This window comes from Gynuella sunshinyii YC6258 (assembly GCF_000940805.1).
GTDB classification, from domain to species: domain Bacteria; phylum Pseudomonadota; class Gammaproteobacteria; order Pseudomonadales; family Natronospirillaceae; genus Gynuella; species Gynuella sunshinyii.
This window is the reverse complement of record NZ_CP007142.1, coordinates 1,600,002-1,616,725: the sequence shown is the minus strand read 5'-3', so window position 1 is coordinate 1,616,725 and position 16,724 is coordinate 1,600,002. Positions and strand designations below refer to the sequence as shown.

General features: G+C 49.3%; 14 protein-coding genes and 1 riboswitch. Of the genes, 9 read left to right on the top strand and 5 right to left on the bottom strand.

What is annotated here, in order from left to right; translation table 11 throughout:
* Positions 1–59 precede the first annotated feature (59 nt).
* Complete coding sequence (locus YC6258_RS07215; RefSeq protein ID WP_044616417.1) at positions 60–1,229, top strand: AAA family ATPase; 1,170 nt, start codon at positions 60–62, stop codon at positions 1,227–1,229.
* A 12-nt stretch (positions 1,230–1,241) separates the two neighbouring features.
* Here YC6258_RS07215 and YC6258_RS07210 read toward each other — a convergent pair whose 3' ends face one another.
* Positions 1,242–1,640: a NifB/NifX family molybdenum-iron cluster-binding protein gene (locus YC6258_RS07210; RefSeq protein WP_044616416.1), complete on the bottom strand. Its 399-nt coding sequence runs from the start codon at positions 1,638–1,640 to the stop codon at positions 1,242–1,244.
* 975 nt (positions 1,641–2,615) lie between these two features.
* On the opposite strand from YC6258_RS07210, the gene YC6258_RS07205 reads away from it, so the two are divergent.
* On the top strand, positions 2,616–4,145 hold the full coding sequence (locus YC6258_RS07205) for a methyl-accepting chemotaxis protein (protein WP_052830130.1): 1,530 nt from the start codon (positions 2,616–2,618) through the stop codon (positions 4,143–4,145).
* A 19-nt stretch (positions 4,146–4,164) separates the two neighbouring features.
* Here YC6258_RS07205 and YC6258_RS07200 read toward each other — a convergent pair whose 3' ends face one another.
* Entirely contained in the window at positions 4,165–5,382 is a 1,218-nt protein-coding gene (locus YC6258_RS07200; protein ID WP_245627019.1) for a BaiN/RdsA family NAD(P)/FAD-dependent oxidoreductase, read from the bottom strand.
* The gene (locus tag YC6258_RS30890) at positions 5,375–6,121 is read right to left on the bottom strand and encodes a phosphotransferase (RefSeq protein ID WP_245627066.1); all 747 of its coding nucleotides are present in this window, start codon (positions 6,119–6,121) and stop codon (positions 5,375–5,377) included. The genes YC6258_RS07200 and YC6258_RS30890 overlap by 8 nt, the downstream gene beginning before the upstream one ends.
* A gap of 43 nt (positions 6,122–6,164) precedes the next feature.
* Positions 6,165–6,279, top strand: a riboswitch (TPP riboswitch).
* Positions 6,280–6,346: 67 nt separating this feature from the next.
* On the opposite strand from YC6258_RS30890, the gene thiB reads away from it, so the two are divergent.
* The 5 genes from thiB (at position 6,347) to YC6258_RS07170 (ending at position 12,530) form a co-directional block, all read left to right on the top strand.
* Complete coding sequence (gene thiB, locus YC6258_RS07190; protein ID WP_044616414.1) at positions 6,347–7,318, top strand: thiamine ABC transporter substrate binding subunit; 972 nt, start codon at positions 6,347–6,349, stop codon at positions 7,316–7,318.
* Positions 7,294–8,871 carry an ABC transporter permease family protein gene (locus YC6258_RS07185; RefSeq protein ID WP_044616413.1) on the top strand — a complete coding sequence of 526 codons (1,578 nt, stop codon included), beginning with the start codon at positions 7,294–7,296 and terminating at the stop codon, positions 8,869–8,871. The genes thiB and YC6258_RS07185 overlap by 25 nt, the downstream gene beginning before the upstream one ends.
* Before the next feature lie 2 nt (positions 8,872–8,873).
* A complete protein-coding gene (locus YC6258_RS07180; protein ID WP_044616412.1) occupies positions 8,874–9,485 on the top strand; it encodes an ATP-binding cassette domain-containing protein in 612 nt (203 codons plus the stop codon).
* Positions 9,486–9,902: 417 nt separating this feature from the next.
* Entirely contained in the window at positions 9,903–10,679 is a 777-nt protein-coding gene (locus YC6258_RS07175) for a GNAT family N-acetyltransferase (protein ID WP_052830129.1), read from the top strand.
* Between the two features lie 243 nt (positions 10,680–10,922).
* Complete coding sequence (locus YC6258_RS07170) at positions 10,923–12,530, top strand: methyl-accepting chemotaxis protein (protein WP_044616411.1); 1,608 nt, start codon at positions 10,923–10,925, stop codon at positions 12,528–12,530.
* A 238-nt stretch (positions 12,531–12,768) separates the two neighbouring features.
* Here YC6258_RS07170 and YC6258_RS07165 read toward each other — a convergent pair whose 3' ends face one another.
* Positions 12,769–13,287, bottom strand: a complete 519-nt coding sequence (locus YC6258_RS07165; protein WP_044616410.1) for an O-acetyl-ADP-ribose deacetylase — start codon at positions 13,285–13,287, stop codon at positions 12,769–12,771.
* A gap of 156 nt (positions 13,288–13,443) precedes the next feature.
* Here YC6258_RS07165 and dctP point away from each other — a divergent pair, with 156 nt between their 5' ends.
* A complete protein-coding gene (dctP, locus tag YC6258_RS27130; RefSeq protein ID WP_082070593.1) occupies positions 13,444–15,084 on the top strand; it encodes a TRAP transporter substrate-binding protein DctP in 1,641 nt (546 codons plus the stop codon).
* 41 nt (positions 15,085–15,125) lie between these two features.
* Here the strand turns inward: dctP and YC6258_RS07155 are convergent, their stop codons facing one another.
* On the bottom strand, positions 15,126–16,010 hold the full coding sequence (locus YC6258_RS07155; protein WP_044616409.1) for a LysR family transcriptional regulator: 885 nt from the start codon (positions 16,008–16,010) through the stop codon (positions 15,126–15,128).
* Positions 16,011–16,117: 107 nt separating this feature from the next.
* On the opposite strand from YC6258_RS07155, the gene YC6258_RS07150 reads away from it, so the two are divergent.
* Positions 16,118–16,699 (top strand): LysE family translocator, encoded by a 582-nt coding sequence (locus YC6258_RS07150; protein ID WP_044616408.1) that lies wholly within the window; start codon positions 16,118–16,120, stop codon positions 16,697–16,699.
* The last annotated feature ends 25 nt before the right edge of the window (positions 16,700–16,724 follow it).

Genomic DNA, 16,724 nt, shown 5'->3' with positions numbered 1-16,724 from the left:
GTTGTCGACACCCGCCCATCATGTTAAAACAGCCACACACATCTAATGGCTGTTTTAACATGATACATACCATTGCCATCGCCAATTACCGTTCGTTGCGTGATCTGGTTCTGCCATTGGGTCAGCTCAATGTGGTCACCGGTGCCAACGCCAGCGGTAAATCCAATCTATATAAAGCGTTACGTTTGCTGGCAGAAACGGCTCAGGGCGGTGTTGTCAACGCACTGGCCAGAGAAGGTGGACTGGAGTCAACATTCTGGGCCGGACCGGAAAACATCAGCCGGCGAATGCAGCTCGGTCAGGTGCCTGTTCAGGGCAGCCCACGACAAAAGGCCTATCGACTAAGACTCGGATTTGCCGGTGATGACTTCAGTTATGCCATTTCGCTCGGGCTGCCCAAACCTTCGGATTCAGCCTTTGCTCTGGATCCCGAGATCAAGCGCGAGTCCATTTGGGTTGGAGGTCATTTTCGTCCGGCCACTCAATTGGTCGAACGGGAAAACGGTGTTATTAAGATTCGCACGGAGCGGCATTGGGAAGTCATCGCCCAACACACCCGAAGCTTTGACAGCCTGTTTGGTGAAATCGCTGATCCGGTAAAAACCCCTGAAATCGTAAGCCTTAGGGACAGCATCCGTCAGTGGCGCTTTTACGACCATTTTCGTACCGACCTCGACGCTCCGGCCCGACAGCCACAACTCGGAACCCGCACGCCGGTACTGCATCATGATGGTCACGATCTGGCAGCTGCACTGCAGACCATTCGCGAAATCGGTGACCACCAAGCACTGGATCAGGCCATTGAGGATGCCTTTCCCGGCGCGAAATTGAATATCGTGATACGCGATGATGGCCGGTTTGCCATTGAACTGAATCAGCATGGTCTGCTGCGGGCGCTGTCAGGGCTGGAGTTGTCAGACGGAACGCTGCGCTATCTGCTGTGGGTTGCAGCTTTGCTCACCCCTCGCCCGCCGGCGCTGATGGTATTGAACGAACCCGAAACCAGTCTGCATCCGGATCTGTTACCCGCCCTGGCGCGGCTGATCATCAGAGCCTCATCGGTGACCCAGGTTTGGGTGGTGTCTCACGCCAGCCGGCTGATAGCGGCTTTGGAAGAAGCAGAAAACTGCCATTCCATCGCTCTGATTAAAGAGCTTGGCCAGACCTTGATTGCCGGCCAGGAAATGTTCGACCAGCCATCGTGGCGATGGCCGGACGCGGGAAAATAACGGTCGAAGGACTCAGTGTGCCTCGTGATGATGAGAATGATCGCAACCTTGATCATCATGGGGCTGGCCGGCAGGCAATTCTCCCTGAAGATACAGCCGAACTGCGGTCAGTGGATCAGACTCTGTGGTTGTCACCAGAATGGTATCGCGTGCCGCCAGACGGCGGGTAACACCAGCTCCCGCAGACTGAACAATCGCCACATTCACTGCATGCAAGGGGTGAGGCAGATCCTCATGCTGAACATGCCACTCATGAAGACTGCCCGCCCGCGACAATTCCAGACTCCATACCGGTTGAGGCTCCGCCTGCCCGGCCGTAACGACATAGACCTGCCAGCGAACGGTTTTGCCAGCATGGGGAGAAATCGTGCCATTTTTCAATACTGCCACTGCGATCAGACCGTTTAACATAAAAAAACCTCGCAAAAGTCTGCCACTCTAGCAGTCTGTTGGCGAAGCAAATTGATATTGCTCAAGAGAACCATCTGAATCAGGTTGGCGAGAAAACCCGGCCCAAATAAAAGTCTGCACGATACGGAGGTTTATAAGATCCGGTTATTGATAACGGCAGCTGGCTCTCAGAATAAGACAAAGCCATTGTTAGCAAATACTGGCCGTCGGAAAGGTATCCCCTGGTATTCAAACGATATCGGGGTGCATTGAGAATACGTTGAATTTGACACAACAGATGGGATGATTCTTTTTTAATTCGTCCGTTGTAACACAGATGATCTTTTGGGAACTCCCAATCATTCATCACGATACCGAACTGCTGAGTAAAAAATAATTAGCACCACTATATTTAGCATGACAATAATATATTTATATTGGCAAATGAGAATGACTTTCCCGAATACTAAGAATGTACACACTGTCAAAAAAATGTCGCACGTTTATCAATGTTTAACTTCCCCTCATGATGAATAAAGCCGTTCCGGATACGATGTGTTAATTCAATTATTTTTTTGTTTGTCTGCCTTCAAGAGTTGTAAAGTCATTCCGGTTCAACTCACGGGTAGCACTAATCCTACAGTTGACAGACTGCACGACAATGGCCCTATAAACAAAGCAGCTTTTATATCCGTGGTCTATATTCATATTAAAGGTTGCATCAATCGAATAAAGCTGCACCTGCCATTATTGAAAATGGCTCAGATAGATGTGGGGATTGCCTGAAAATATGTAAGAGATAAATCTTATTTTTAGCAGCAGATTTAAAATCTGCCAGTATTTTTGCCTGGGAACGACAAAGCGCATAACCCATTGCGACAAAAGGGAAAAGTATTCAATGCTGTTACTGAAAATCTTTGTCGTATTTACAGATCATGCTGAACAAAAAAAATCATCAGCTATAGTTTAAACGTAAGGTTGTTACTGGGGAATACAATGAAATCATCCAAGTCTTATTCATTAAGTGTCCGGATTACACTGTGGGCAGTCTTATTTATTACCCTGCTATTATGTATCAGTACCGTGATCGACTACCGGATCAATGCCAGCCGCTGGCAGCAGAACATTCAGGATCAAACCAAAGAAATCAATCAGTTTCTCAACCTGTCCTTACCACCGGCATTGTGGAATTTTGAGCTTGAAACCGTTGATCGGGTATTGAATTCTGCAGTGGAAAGTAAAGTGATCGATGCTATTTATGTGGTCGAAAAAAATAAACTCAGTAAAGGCATTATCAAGCACGAGGAAGATGACATACAGAACACGGATACGCTTCCTGATGTCAAAACACTTTCGGCTCTGCCACTGTTTCTGGAAGAGGCAGGTAAAGACCCTATTGCGGTGATTTATTTTAAAATGAATGCCGACTATCTGTCTCGCCAGCTACATGCATTGGTACAGGCGGCTATTATCAGAACCGTCATTCTGGATCTTACCCTGGCCGTTGTTATTTATTTGCTACTGACATGGTTAGTCAGAAAACCAATTATACAATTAAGTAGTGCCATGCATGATATTGCCGATGGCGAAGGTGATCTGACCCGGCGAATTAAAGTGGTGCAAAACAATGAAATTGGTGAACTGGTCGGCTACTTCAATCAGTTCATGGCCAAGTTACAGGGTTCCATGTCGGCCGTCGGTCAGGTGTCCACTCAGGTCAGGCAGGCAGTTTCTGACCTGGATGCTTCATTTGATGTCAGCCGCTCTCTTGTGTCTGAGCAACGCCACGAAATTGAATCCATTGCCACCGCCATTACCCAGAGCACCACGGCCACCCAGGAAATCGCCGCAAACGCTGAAACCACGTCATCAGCTGCCGAAGCAGCACACCAGAATGCCCAGATGACACAGGAATTCATGGAGTCCACTGTCTCCCTTATTCAGGGGCTCGATACCACCCTGCAGGAAACCTCCCGCTCAATGGCAACGCTGCAATCGGACGTAGATGCAATTACCGAAATCATGTCGGTCATTCAGGGTATCGCCGAGCAGACCAATCTACTGGCTCTCAACGCGGCCATCGAAGCCGCCAGAGCCGGTGAACAGGGCAGAGGCTTTGCAGTTGTGGCAGATGAAGTCCGTGCCCTGGCCGCCAAAACCCAGGACAGCACCAAAGAAATCAGCCTGAAGATTGAACGTCTGAAGAGCAGCAGTGCGGAGGGAGCGGTATTGTTCAAATCCGGCAGCACCGCCAGTCGTGAAGGTGTCGATAAAGTCGAACAAGCCAAAAACGCTTTAAAATCAGTGTTTGAGGCAATCGGCCAGATCAATGACATGTCGACTCACATTGCCAGCGCAGTGACCGAACAGTCATCCGTAAGCCAGGAACTGAACCAGAATATCCACCGTCTCTCAGCACTTTCACAACAGGCCAACGAGCAAGTGGATCAGGCAGGTTCCTACAGTCACACAGTCAATCAACAGACCGAAACACTGAGCACACAGCTGGCCGGATTCAAATGGTAATACCGGGCTGGCATCCGCTTTAAACCAATGCCAGCCACTGCCGTACACCCTGGCCGGCCAGGTAGCCACTGGCAAAACAGGCGGTCAACAGATAGCCACCGGTCGGGGCATCCCAATCCAGCATCTCTCCGGCGACAAATACGCCGGGGAGCCTTTTCAGCATGAGTTGCTCATCCAACTCTGAAAACTTAATACCTCCGGCGGTACTGATGGCTTCATCAACAGGACGCGGAGAATCAACGCGCAGCTGCAGTCTCTTGATTGCATTAATCAGATCGTCCTGCCGGTTCAAATCGCAATCCGGTCCGGAACATTCCCGCAACAGGGCATATTTGACACCTGAGATATTCAAACGCTTACGCAGATAACTGCTCATGGATTCCTTACCTCTGGGCTTGCTGAGTCGGTCACGTATTTTATCCTCAGAGAGATCGGGCAGCAGATCAACCCACACGTGACTCTCCCCCACCTGCAGACATTCCCTGATCGAACGGGACATGGCATACACCAGCGACCCTTCCAGACCATAATGACTCAGCACCATCTCACCCTTTTTAAAGTGACGGCCATCGACGGATAACGCCACCGATTTCAACGCCTGACCGGCAAATTGCCGCATATAATCCGTCCAGGAAAGATTAAATCCACAATTGCTGGGCTGCAGTGGTGCAATGGCAACTTCACGCTCGGTTAACGCAGCCTGCCACTGACCATCCGATCCCAGTTTTTTCCAACTGCCACCGCCCATGGCCAGTATCACAGCATCGGCCGACACCAATACCGGCTGCTGTTCACGTCGATCAAACAAACGTAGTTGACCATCCGCTTGCCACCCCTGCCACTGATGCCGCAGGTGAAACGTTACCCCGGCCTGCCGTAATCTGGATAACCAGCGGCGCAGTAACGGCGCTGCTTTTTTCTGCGTCGGAAAGACCCGGCCAGAGCTGCCTACAAAGGTTTCGATCCCCAGACCGGCGCACCACTGTCTCAATTCCTGAGGACCAAAACGGTACAACCAGCTTGCCACCCTGCCATCGGAATCATGGTAGCGCGCAATGAACTGTGGCAATGGTTCGCTGTGGGTGATGTTGAGCCCTCCAATACCGGCGCGTAAGAATTTCCGGGCCACTGAAGGCATGGCGTCATAAATGTCCACCGTTACACCATTACCGGCCAATTGTTCAGCCGCCATCAAACCTGCCGGTCCGGCACCAATCACGATGACTTTTTTATTCACGAGCCAAATACCAGAGTCTGGCCAGAATTTGATTGCATATTTCCGCCTGTTGTAAATGTTGGTCGACCATTTTGGCCGGATACTGCCGGCAGACCGGCAGCTGTTGTAGCTGAGACATTGAGAAATTCCAGTGGTGCTGAACATTAGCAAGTTCCAGCCAGGCATTTCCGATACCGGAATATTCCCAGTCAATAATGACCATACGCCCATCGGCTACCAGCACATTTCCCGGATGCAGATCCTGATGGATCAGACAACGATCATCCGGCAAGGCCTGTAAATGCTTTTGCAGCTGTTCAAGTTCCACTAACGCCTGAGGCTGTTGCTGCAAGCGATGCCGATAACCCGCAAACAGATGAGTGTAATCAAACCAGGGACCGGATGCTGTCTGCTGCAATGCACGCAGAGCCTGCAACACCACCGGTGCGGTTATCAACACATCCATAACGGGCATGCCATGATAACGCATCAGGCAGTAACCCAGGTCAATATCGTTGCGAATGACATCCGGTGCCCAATCGTGCCCGGCGATCAGTTGTAAGACCTGATCTTCCTGTTTCCGGTCGACTCCAAAACTGATGTCATCGCCAGCATTGACCCGCAGGACGTAACGGTCGTCTGCATCATCACCGCTAAACAGATAATTGCTGGTATTGCCGGCATCCAGATATCGCCATTCAGCAACAGCGGGCAACCACTGTCGTAACTCAGCCTGTATGGCTGCGGGGATTTGGTTCACAATCAATGATTTGGCTATCCATTCGAAAAGCTTTACACTAGCGCCCGTCTCATCGGGGTGCCATGATAACTGACAGAAATCGACGTTCCATGGCTGAGAGTTTACCCGTAGAACCTGATCCAGTTAATACTGGCGTAGGAAATGGGCTATCTCTGCAGTTAAAGAGAACAATACTCACAACCTGCAACACAGCATTTCCCACGCCCTCATGATTGAGGAGCATTTATGAATAAGTGGCTGTTGCCATTAAGCCTGCTGGCCGGTTTTGCCCAGGCCGAAACCCTGACTGTTTATACCTATGATTCGTTTACCTCTGAATGGGGTCCGGGCCCACAACTTGAAAAAGCCTTTGAACAACAGTGTGGTTGTGATCTGACGTTTGTGGCGGCCGAAGATGGGGTGGCTATTCTGAACCGCTTGAAAATAGAAGGCGGAAACACCAAAGCTGATGTGATTCTGGGCATCGATGCACCGCTGATGGAAAGCGCTGTTGAACAACATCTGGTCCAACCGCACTCTCTGCCCACAGACGGCCTGAAAACCGGTCTGCACTGGCAAAACACATACTTTCTACCATTTGATTATGGCTATTTCGCGTTCATCTATAACCGTGATCAGATCAAAACTCCGGCTCGTTCAATGGCCGAATTGCTGGCCTCCAAAGCAACAGTAATCTATCAGGATCCACGCACCAGCACACCGGGCCAGGGGTTATTGCTGTGGATCAACAGCCTGTATCCGGATAATGCCGAACAGGCCTGGAAACAATTGAACAGCCATACCGTCACTGTGACCAAGGGCTGGTCTGAAGCTTACAATATGTTCCTGGAAGGCAGTGCCGATTATGTACTCAGCTATACGACCTCTCCGGCCTATCATATGGTGGCGGAAAACGAAAACCGTTATCAGGCCGCAGAGTTCAGCGAAGGTCACATTGCCCAAATCGAGGTAGCCGGTATCAGCCAGTATGCCCATCAACCGGAACTGGCCCGTCAGTTTCTGACCTTTCTGACTTCCAGAACCGCTCAGGAAATCATCCCGGTGACCAACTGGATGCTGCCAGTGATTGATGATGTGTCGCTGCCCGAGGCGTTTTCAACACTGGTGCAACCCAAAGCCATCACAATCGATTACCCCCAATTCACTCAACAACGTGAACACTGGATCAAGACTTGGCGCTCAATAGCCGCACAATAGCGGCGGCTCTGGCACTGTGCATTCTGTGCAGTGCCACACTGCTGTCTTTTTCCGGACTGACATTATTCCGCACCGGAGAATTCTCCCTTGCGGTGCTGACCGATGACTATATTCTGCGAATTACCCGCTTCAGTCTCTGGCAGGCGTTTTTAAGTGCCCTGATCAGCACTGTGGCAGCAATACCAATTGCCAGAGCACTATTTTATTTTCGTGCTTCCGGCAGCAGTCGCTGGCTGTTGCATCTGTCGCTGCTGGCGTTTGTTATGCCGACGCTGATCCTCATCACCGGACTGGTCATTCTGTTAGGCCCCAAAGGTCTCATCACGCCATTACTGGAACACTGGCTACCCCACTGGAACCTGTATGGTCTCAACGGCATCCTGATAGCGCATGTTTATCTTAATCTGCCTTTCGCTGTGCGATCGCTGTACCTGCGATTGCAACAGATCCCTGAAGCCTCGTGGCGTTTGACCGAACAGTTTCGGTTGCCCTGGTGGCAAATCTGGCGGCAGGTGGAATGGCCGATACTGCGGCCAACGTTACTGCTGGTTGGCGGTTTTATCTTTATGCTGTGTTTCAACAGTTTTGCCATCGTACTGGCGCTCGGTGGCGGACCACGGGCCACGACTCTGGAAGTCGCCATTTATCAGGCCCTGAAATACGACTTCAATATGAATGAAGCCTTGCTACTGGCCTGGCTGCAATTAATTCTAAGCGGTTCGGTACTGCTACTGGTCAACTTGTCAGGTCGCATCAGCTGGCTGAATCACCCCAGCATTCACCAAACAGTTCAACCCCCAAAACGCTTGCGGCAATGGATCTGGATGCCTCTTGTGCATACCGTGTTCTGGCTGTTTTTACTGTCACCCATAGTTGCCATTGTATTGCGTCTGCTGTCACAGGATCTGAACAATCTGAACAGTACAGCAATTATCCGTGCAACCGGGTGGTCGCTGCTGTTCGCATTGGTATCCGCGACTCTGGCCACCATACTCGGCTGGGCATTGTTGCTACCCGTCAGATTTTTCCGGAACCGGCATAACCGTACCCGTCAACACCTGCTGGAGTGGATTGCCACTCACACGCTGCCGCTACCGGCAATGGTCATTTCCGTGGGGATATTTATCGTGGTGATTTCCCGCGGCTGGCTGGAGCATTCGCAGCCCCTGTGGATCATCTGGATCAACGCTGTCATCGCCTGCCCATTTGTGATCTCACAACTAAAACCATCACTGTTTACGTTTGATCTGTTATATCAGCGACAATTACAGAACTGGCGTCCTTCTGCCTGGCAACAGACATGGGTGGAATTCAAATACCTTCGCACCATCCTGATACAGACATTCGCCCTGGCCTGGGTTCTGTGTCTGGGAGATGTCGCTGTCTTCTCCATTTTTGGTGACAATGAGATTGCCACCCTGCCCTGGTTGATTTACCAGTTTGCTGGCAGCTATCAAATGTATAATGCAGCCTTTGCATCAACGTGTCTGCTACTGATCTGTGCGATCAGCATTATTCTGATGGAACGTTATCACGGCGAAAATGGCAAATAATCATGCTCGAAATTGATCACATAGAAGTTGTGCGTGAGCATCCGTTGACGCTCAGTTATCACGTTACAATTGAAACCGGCCGTCTGCTGATCATAAGGGGGCCAAGCGGTGTCGGAAAAACCACACTCCTGGATGCCATTGCCGGTTTTGTGCCGGTGAGAACAGGCCAGATCCGCTGGCATGGGCAATCTCTGGAGCATTTGCCGGCACGAAAGCGCCCGGTTACATCCATGTTCCAGAATAACAATTTATTCAGCCACCTGACCGTAGCCGAAAACCTGAAGATTGCCTTACCTCACCTCAGTACTAAAGAACACCAACAGCGACTGGCGGATATTGATCTGGCGGATCAATATCACAAGCCCAGCTCAAAGCTGTCCGGTGGGCAGGCCCAGAGAGTGGCGTTACTGGCCAGTGTATACAGACCGGAACCGGTGCTGTTACTGGATGAACCATTTTCTGCACTGGATCAGGGCACCAGCAGACAAATCCAATACTGGTTAAAGGAAAATATCCGGCAACTGAAAAAAACGGCCGTCCTGGTCAGTCATGACGACGCGCTGACCCGTGAAATTTTCGCAGAACAGGCAGAGATACTGGAACTCAGATCCTGAGCATTATTTTCTAAGGGGCTTCTGAAAAATAGCAATCGTTTTAAAACAGGCGAGGAAGCACCACTGGCAACACCGCCGTTTACTGGCGTAAATGAGGATGCGAGAGAGACCGCCTTCGGACGGGACCGACAACGTCCTGCGCGAAAATAGGCCATTGTTCAGAGATCCCCTAACACTGTCAGACAATAATCCTTCATACACCCACTCGATTACGTTGAACCAACTGTCAGTTAATTTTTTATCTGCCAGGGGATTTTATCTTTGTGAATATCCGCTAAAGTAACCTACCTTAAGGCCGCTATATGACCCGTAGTAACAAGTTTTTACTGTCGGGTGATTGCCATAGTGATGGATGCTCAGCGTAATGGAGCATGTTGGCTATATAGCAATAATGATTGATTGTCAGGAGAACCGTACATGGGCATTTCTGCTCAGGAGATCATAAAACTGCATCATCTGCATGAGCGGGCCGGGTTGGAGGAATTTGGGTTTCAGCGTATTGTCACTGACCATACTGTACGACAGATTGCCGACGGCCCTCAAGGCAGTTTTATCAGTGCGTTCAATGCGCCGGAGGAATATCTGGATCTGATCATCCAAAATGAAATCGACGCATTTAAGCAGCTGAAAAAAGGATTTGAATGGAAAGTCTACAGTTACGACAATCCCGCCACTATTGGAGAACGACTGATACATAATGGCTTTCGGGAAGACGATAATGAATCATTTATGGTCTTGGATCTGAACACCCACATTGATCGCTTTTCATTGGGTCACTCAGAGGCTCTGATTCCGGTCAGAGATGCGTCTGGGGTACGCAAAGCTATCGATGTTCAACGGCAAATATGGCAACAGGAATTCGATGAGTTTGAGATATCTCTGTGCCAACGTATTGAACAACGTCCGGAAACTATTTCCATGTACCTGGTTCAGGATGATGGTCAGCCTGTTGCATCTGGATGGATTACTTATCAGCCAAACAGTCCTTTTGCCGGACTTTGGGGTGGGTCAACTTTGGCGGGCTATCGCGGCAGGGGGCATTATCGTAGTTTGCTGGCCGCCAGAGCACATGAAGCCAACGCGCGGGGAATACGCTATCTAACGATTGATGCTTCTGAAATGAGTCGCCCTATCGTTGAATGTTTCGGGTTTGAAAAAGTCAGTGACACTCGTGGCTATCATTTTGAAGTGTAATGTTAATTGCCATGATCACAATTGTCATGTATGCACACAAATAAAATAAAAAGCAGTAAATTGGAAATAGTTAAGCTGTCTCCAATACACAACAACCTGACATGATCAGAGTCAGAAAAATATAGCTCTGACTCATTAAAAATAGCATTGTGCTCATTGATAGCTACGCAATATCAATAAAAATATCCTATGCTTAGATCATACGAACAAACGATTTTAATACAGCGAAAGTAAGGTTTCCGGGTGAATAAATACGTATCAGTACAGGCAAAGATTTTAATACCGCTGGCTGTCATTTTTCTGGTTACGATGGGCCTGGTAAGCGCTTATTCTGCCAATCAGCAAAAACAGGAAGCTGTCATAAATTCTACCGACAACACCACGGCCCTGATCAATGCCTACATGGACAGCCTGAATGCCATGATGTTCAGCGGCAGTATGGCCATGCGGGAAACGTTACGACAAAAAATAATGTCGCAAGAAGAAGTCAAGGAAACCCGGGTATTGCGTGGAGAAGCGGTCACGAATCTGTTCGGGCCTGGTTTTGATTCCGAAAAACCCGTTGATGAGCTTGATCGAAAAGGACTCAATGGCGAGCGTTCGGTGGTACTGGAAAAAATAGAGGGCGAACGGGTGCTCACGATCGTACAGCCTTTTTTTGCCTCGGAAAATCACAACGGCACCAATTGCCTTAGCTGCCATAATGTGCCGGAGAATACACTGCTCGGCGCAATTCGAATGTCTTATTCACTGGGCAAGATCGATTCTGCTGTTGAAAAAGGGATATGGACGATGCTGGGCATCAATGTGGCTATCTTTGCTGTTGGCCTGGTGCTCATAGGCCTGTTGGTTCGTTCGGTAGTGATTTCACCATTACGCCAGGTTCGTCAAACCATGTCTGCGGTGGCTGCCAATACCGACCTGAGCCTTAGAATTCATCTCAAATCCCATGACGAATTCAAAGATGTAGGCCTCGCCATTAATGAAATGCTGGATCACTTCAGTTTAACGATTAAGGATCTCATCAATACCGGTCATCGCCTGAGCCGATCATCGGATCAATTGCTCGAAGTGGCTGACCAGACTCAGCACGATATCTCAGACCAGGAACAACAGGTTCATTATCTGACCACTGCTATTGAACAGATGAGCGAAGCGGCTCGCGATGTTGCCGAAAACTCCGCCAGCGCCAAAGCAGCTGCACAACAGGCTCTGGATGATGCGATACGGGGAAAATTACAGGTGGATGAAGTTGCTGCTTCGATTAAGGAGCTGGCCAATAAAGTGGAAGGGGCTTCCACGGTGGTCACCCGGCTGGCTGAGGGGACAGAACAGATACGCAATATTTTGGGTGCTATTACCGGTATTGCGGAACAAACCAATCTACTGGCACTGAATGCCGCGATTGAAGCTGCCAGAGCCGGAGATCAGGGACGGGGGTTCGCTGTCGTGGCTGATGAGGTTCGTAATCTGGCCATGCGGACACAAAAGGAAACTCAGGAAATCAATAACACCATACAACGACTCAATGATGCTTCCGAAGAAGCCATCAAGGTCATGGCAGATGGGGTTGATCAGGCAGCAACCAATGTGGACCAGGCCAGACAGGCCAACTCAGCCCTGGAGGCCATTACTCTGGCGGTGTCTGACATTACAGATTTGAATACCCGTATTGCCACCGCAGTGGAAGAACAAAGCGCCGTTGCCCAGGAAATCAATCGAAATATTCACACCATTAATAAGATCAGCGAATCTTCCAACCAGGGAGCGACCCGAACAGCAGAAACCGGGCGCGATGTCAGCGAAGTGACCGACAGCCTTAACCAACTGGTTAATCGCTTCCGCGTTTAAACGTTATGACTACTAATCCGACAATTAAATAGATCGTCCTGATCCATTTAATTGTCGCCCCGGGAAATCTGGTGGTGTTGCGCAAAACCCCGAATCGTCGGACCGCTTGATTTCCAGTGGCTCGCATTGGCTATAGCCAATGGTGTGATCCGACATCTCGGTGCATTCCTGCATCACCCTATTAACCCGACAGGTATACTTGCCGGATTAATATTCATACTGTCGATCATTTTATAGCTTATGCCATGATTTCTTCCCAGGCCTGCTGATAGGCCTGGTATTCAACCTCTCCAAAACAGACGAACAGAACATCCTTCAGAGAATCGTTCTCATATAAATGATCGGCCACTTCCATGGTTGCAATCTGCGCAGCCTGTTCAACCGGATAACCATAAGCACCACAACTGATAGCCGGAAAAGCAATGCTTTGCAGTTGATGTTCAAGCGCCAGTTGCAGGCAATGGCGATAACAGGAAGCCAGCAAAGATGGCTCATCTTTGTCCCCTCCCTGCCAAACAGGGCCCACTGTATGAATAACAAAACGGGCTGGCAAATAGTAGCCACGGGTTATCTTCGCCTCACCGGTTGAACAACCCCCCAACCCTTTGCACTCTTCCAGCAACTCTGGTCCTGCGGCTCGGTGAATGGCACCATCCACCCCCCCCCCACCCAACAGGGATTCGTTGGCGGCATTAACAATGGCATCCACGATCAAAGTAGTAATATCTCCCTTCACTACACGACATCTTGTTTCCATTGGTTACGATTACTCCCAAAAAATAAATCTGTACCTATCACAATAGACGTAATTGTAATTTTTCGCTATCCACTGATGGTCTCATAAAAAGGAATAGATCTTGCTTTGGTGAAAAACTTTCAATTATTGAAAACAGATGTAACCGGGAGAAGTAAAATGTTATCTAGGAAACTATTTCAATTATGGCTGCTATGCACAGTATTTATTGCGAGTACGGCACAAGCGATAGAGGTCAGGTTTGTAGTCGGGGCGTCGTTGGATAGTCCCAGAGGACGCATGGCGAAAGTTATGGAGGGTATCATTGAAAGGGAATTACCTGGGTATCAGGTCAATCTGATCGAAACATTGGGCGACAATAATGCAAGTCGTGAACTTTCTGCGCTGCAATCCGGTCAGATACAGTTTTCATTACTGGAAATTTCAACACTACAAACTATTGACTCCCAATTTGCAGTGTTTTCCATCCCCTTTATGTTTCGCGATGACACAACCATTAACCAGTTTGGTAACAGTAGCCAGGGTAAAAGGCTGCTCTCGTCACTGGCGGGCAAAGGTGTGCTTGGTCTGGGTTACATGTATGGAGGCATGAAACAACTGCTATCAAATATACCCATAAAGGAATACAGCGATCTGCGACAACTCAACCTTTCTTATCCAGCGGATAATCCTACTGACCGAACAACCCTGCAGGTTAAAACGACTCCAGTCGCCAACGGCAACCTGGTTGAGGCATTAAAGGAGAACCGGATTAATGCCCAGGAAGCCACTTATGAACAGATATACGGAAATCAGCTGCACTTGCTATATCGATACATTCTTGAGTCCAATCATTCGGCCCGAACTTTTATGCTGTCAGCGAACAGTAATTTCTGGAACGCACTAAGCGATTACGACCGGGAGGTATTTTTACGTGCCACGGATGTTGCGCTGAAGTTTGGCAATCAGCTGGTGGTGGCTGGCGAAACCAATTCCAGGGAGCAAATTCGCCTGGAAGGCGGGGCCAGAAAGAAACGGATGTCGGAGGTTATGCGCATCAACTGGACAAAGCAATTGCAGCCCCTGTGGAATAATCAGGCTAACCTGATTGGGCAGGATCTTTTTGGTGCTGCGTTTGATTATTCTCACCAGCTGCATTTTTACACGGAAAATTTCCCCCCTTACAACTTTGAGGAAAATGGCGAACTGAAAGGCATTGCGGTCGATTTTCTGCGCCTTGTCTATGATCAGACAAAGTACCGGGATATGGGCCTTAAAATAGAGTTGAAAACCTGGTCTTATGGCTATCAGGCGGCCCAGAACGGGCCCAATATTGTGCTGTTCTCCACTGTCCGCTCACCGCAACGAGAGCATCTTTTCAAGTGGGCGGGTCCAATCACTTCGGATCAGACGGTGGCGCTTAAACGCAAGCAGGACAATATCTCTATCTTCCGGGCGGAAGATTTGAACCGCTATAAGGTGGGTGTTATCCGTGATGATATCGGCCAGCAGCTGGCCAGAGAACAAGGGGTAAAACCGGAAAACATGAAAGTGTATTCCAACGCCGACAAACTCGTTTCAGATCTGAACAATGGCTATATCGATATCTGGATATATAACCTTGCCGGTGCGTATCAGTTTTTCAAAAAATTCGGATATAAGAGTGATGACTTTACGAACATCTACAAGCTCAGTGAAAGCCCTCTGTATTTTGCCTTCAGTCCGGATGTTGATGACAGGGTGGTTGCTAATATTCAGGCAGCTATTGATGACGTAAAGCATACTCCTGAATTCGAGAAAATTATCCAGAAATACCAATAAGCCTGATCACCAAAGGCGCGAATAGCGCCTTTTTTCTTAGTTCAAACCGGTTCACTGCTAACCAGAAAATCAACCAAATGTCGCGTGTTCCGGTTCATCAATTCATTCCCGGGCCATACGGCATACAGCGGAATCGGCTGCACTCTCCAGGGCAACATGATTTCCACCAACTGATTGGACGACAGATCCGCATTAACCATATAAGCCGGCGGCGTACACAATCCCAGCCCTTGACGACAAAAATGTGTCATCGCCTCAACGCTATCCACCCTCAAACGTCCTTCGCACTGCAGCTGAAACGTTGTGCCATCAGGATGGACGAGCATTCGTTTTGCCGGCAACATTTCCAATAGAATCCAATCCCAGTCCACCAATGCTTCAGGTCCTGCCGGGCTGGTTCTGTCATTAAGATATTGCGGGGTGCACACCAGCCTGCGTTCAATCTCGCCAATTTTTCTGGCACGCAATGAGTTATCAGGCAAACTTCCCGCTCTAATGGCCAGGTCAATACCTTCGCCGACCACATCCTGACGTACATCGGTATAACGAATCTGCATCGCCAGATTGGGAAACTGCCTGGCAAAGCGGGCCAGAGATGTACTGATCGGTGCTGTTGCCAGGAAAGAAGGCAACGTCAGCCGGAGTTGCCCGGAAAGATCATCTCCCCCAGCGACAACTTCGGATATTCCCTGACGAGCAACCTCCAGCATGGCACTGGCATGACGATAAAGCTGTTCACCATCAGACGTCAGGGACAGTTTTCGGGTCGACCGATAAAGCAATGCCGTACCCACACGCTGCTCCAGTTGAGTGACATGGTAACTCACGACCGATGGAGACAACCCCAGAGCTCGCGCGGCCTGACGAAAAGACTTTAGCCTGACCGTTTCTGCAAATATGGCCAGAGCACGTAAATCATCAATCATTATTCGATACACTAAAACAAAGAATTCCAATTAAACCATCTAATTCAATATTAACCTAACCTCTACACTGCTCTGGTTTTTCATTCACCGTTTGAGGAGTACTGAAGATGTGGTTGGCGATGGCTTTGTTCGCTTTGACAATGTCGATTTCACCGGGTCCGGTTAATCTGATCTCCTTCAGTATTGCGTCCAGTCACGGTTTTAAGCGCGCGTTTTATTTTGTCAGTGGCGCAACAATTGGCTTTACCCTGTTGCTCGCGGTAATCGGCCTGGGCGCAACACAGCTGCAATCAACGTTACCAGTTGCTATCCGGTACATGGGTTATGCCGGTACGGCTTTCATTATCTGGATGGGATTTAAGGTTATGACAGCCGACCCGAGTCTGAAGACCGATGCCGGTCATGCACCCAATTTCCTGCATGGCTTTTTGCTGCAATGGCTCAACCCCAAAGCCTGGATTGCCTGCATCAGCGGGGTATCAGCGTTCAATTTAAGCAGCTCATATGGTCGACTGGTCATATTCGTCGGTCTGTACTTTGTTATCTGCTATATCAGCATGGTCCTGTGGGCCTGGGCAGGCAAGCAGGTACGTGCGCTGATTCATGACGAGGCGATGATTCTGCGAGTGAACCGTATTATGGGAGGATTGCTGATCCTGATCGCCGCTTACCTGGCCATTTCATTTTAACTCGTGCCCATCGCTCTTACCCCAT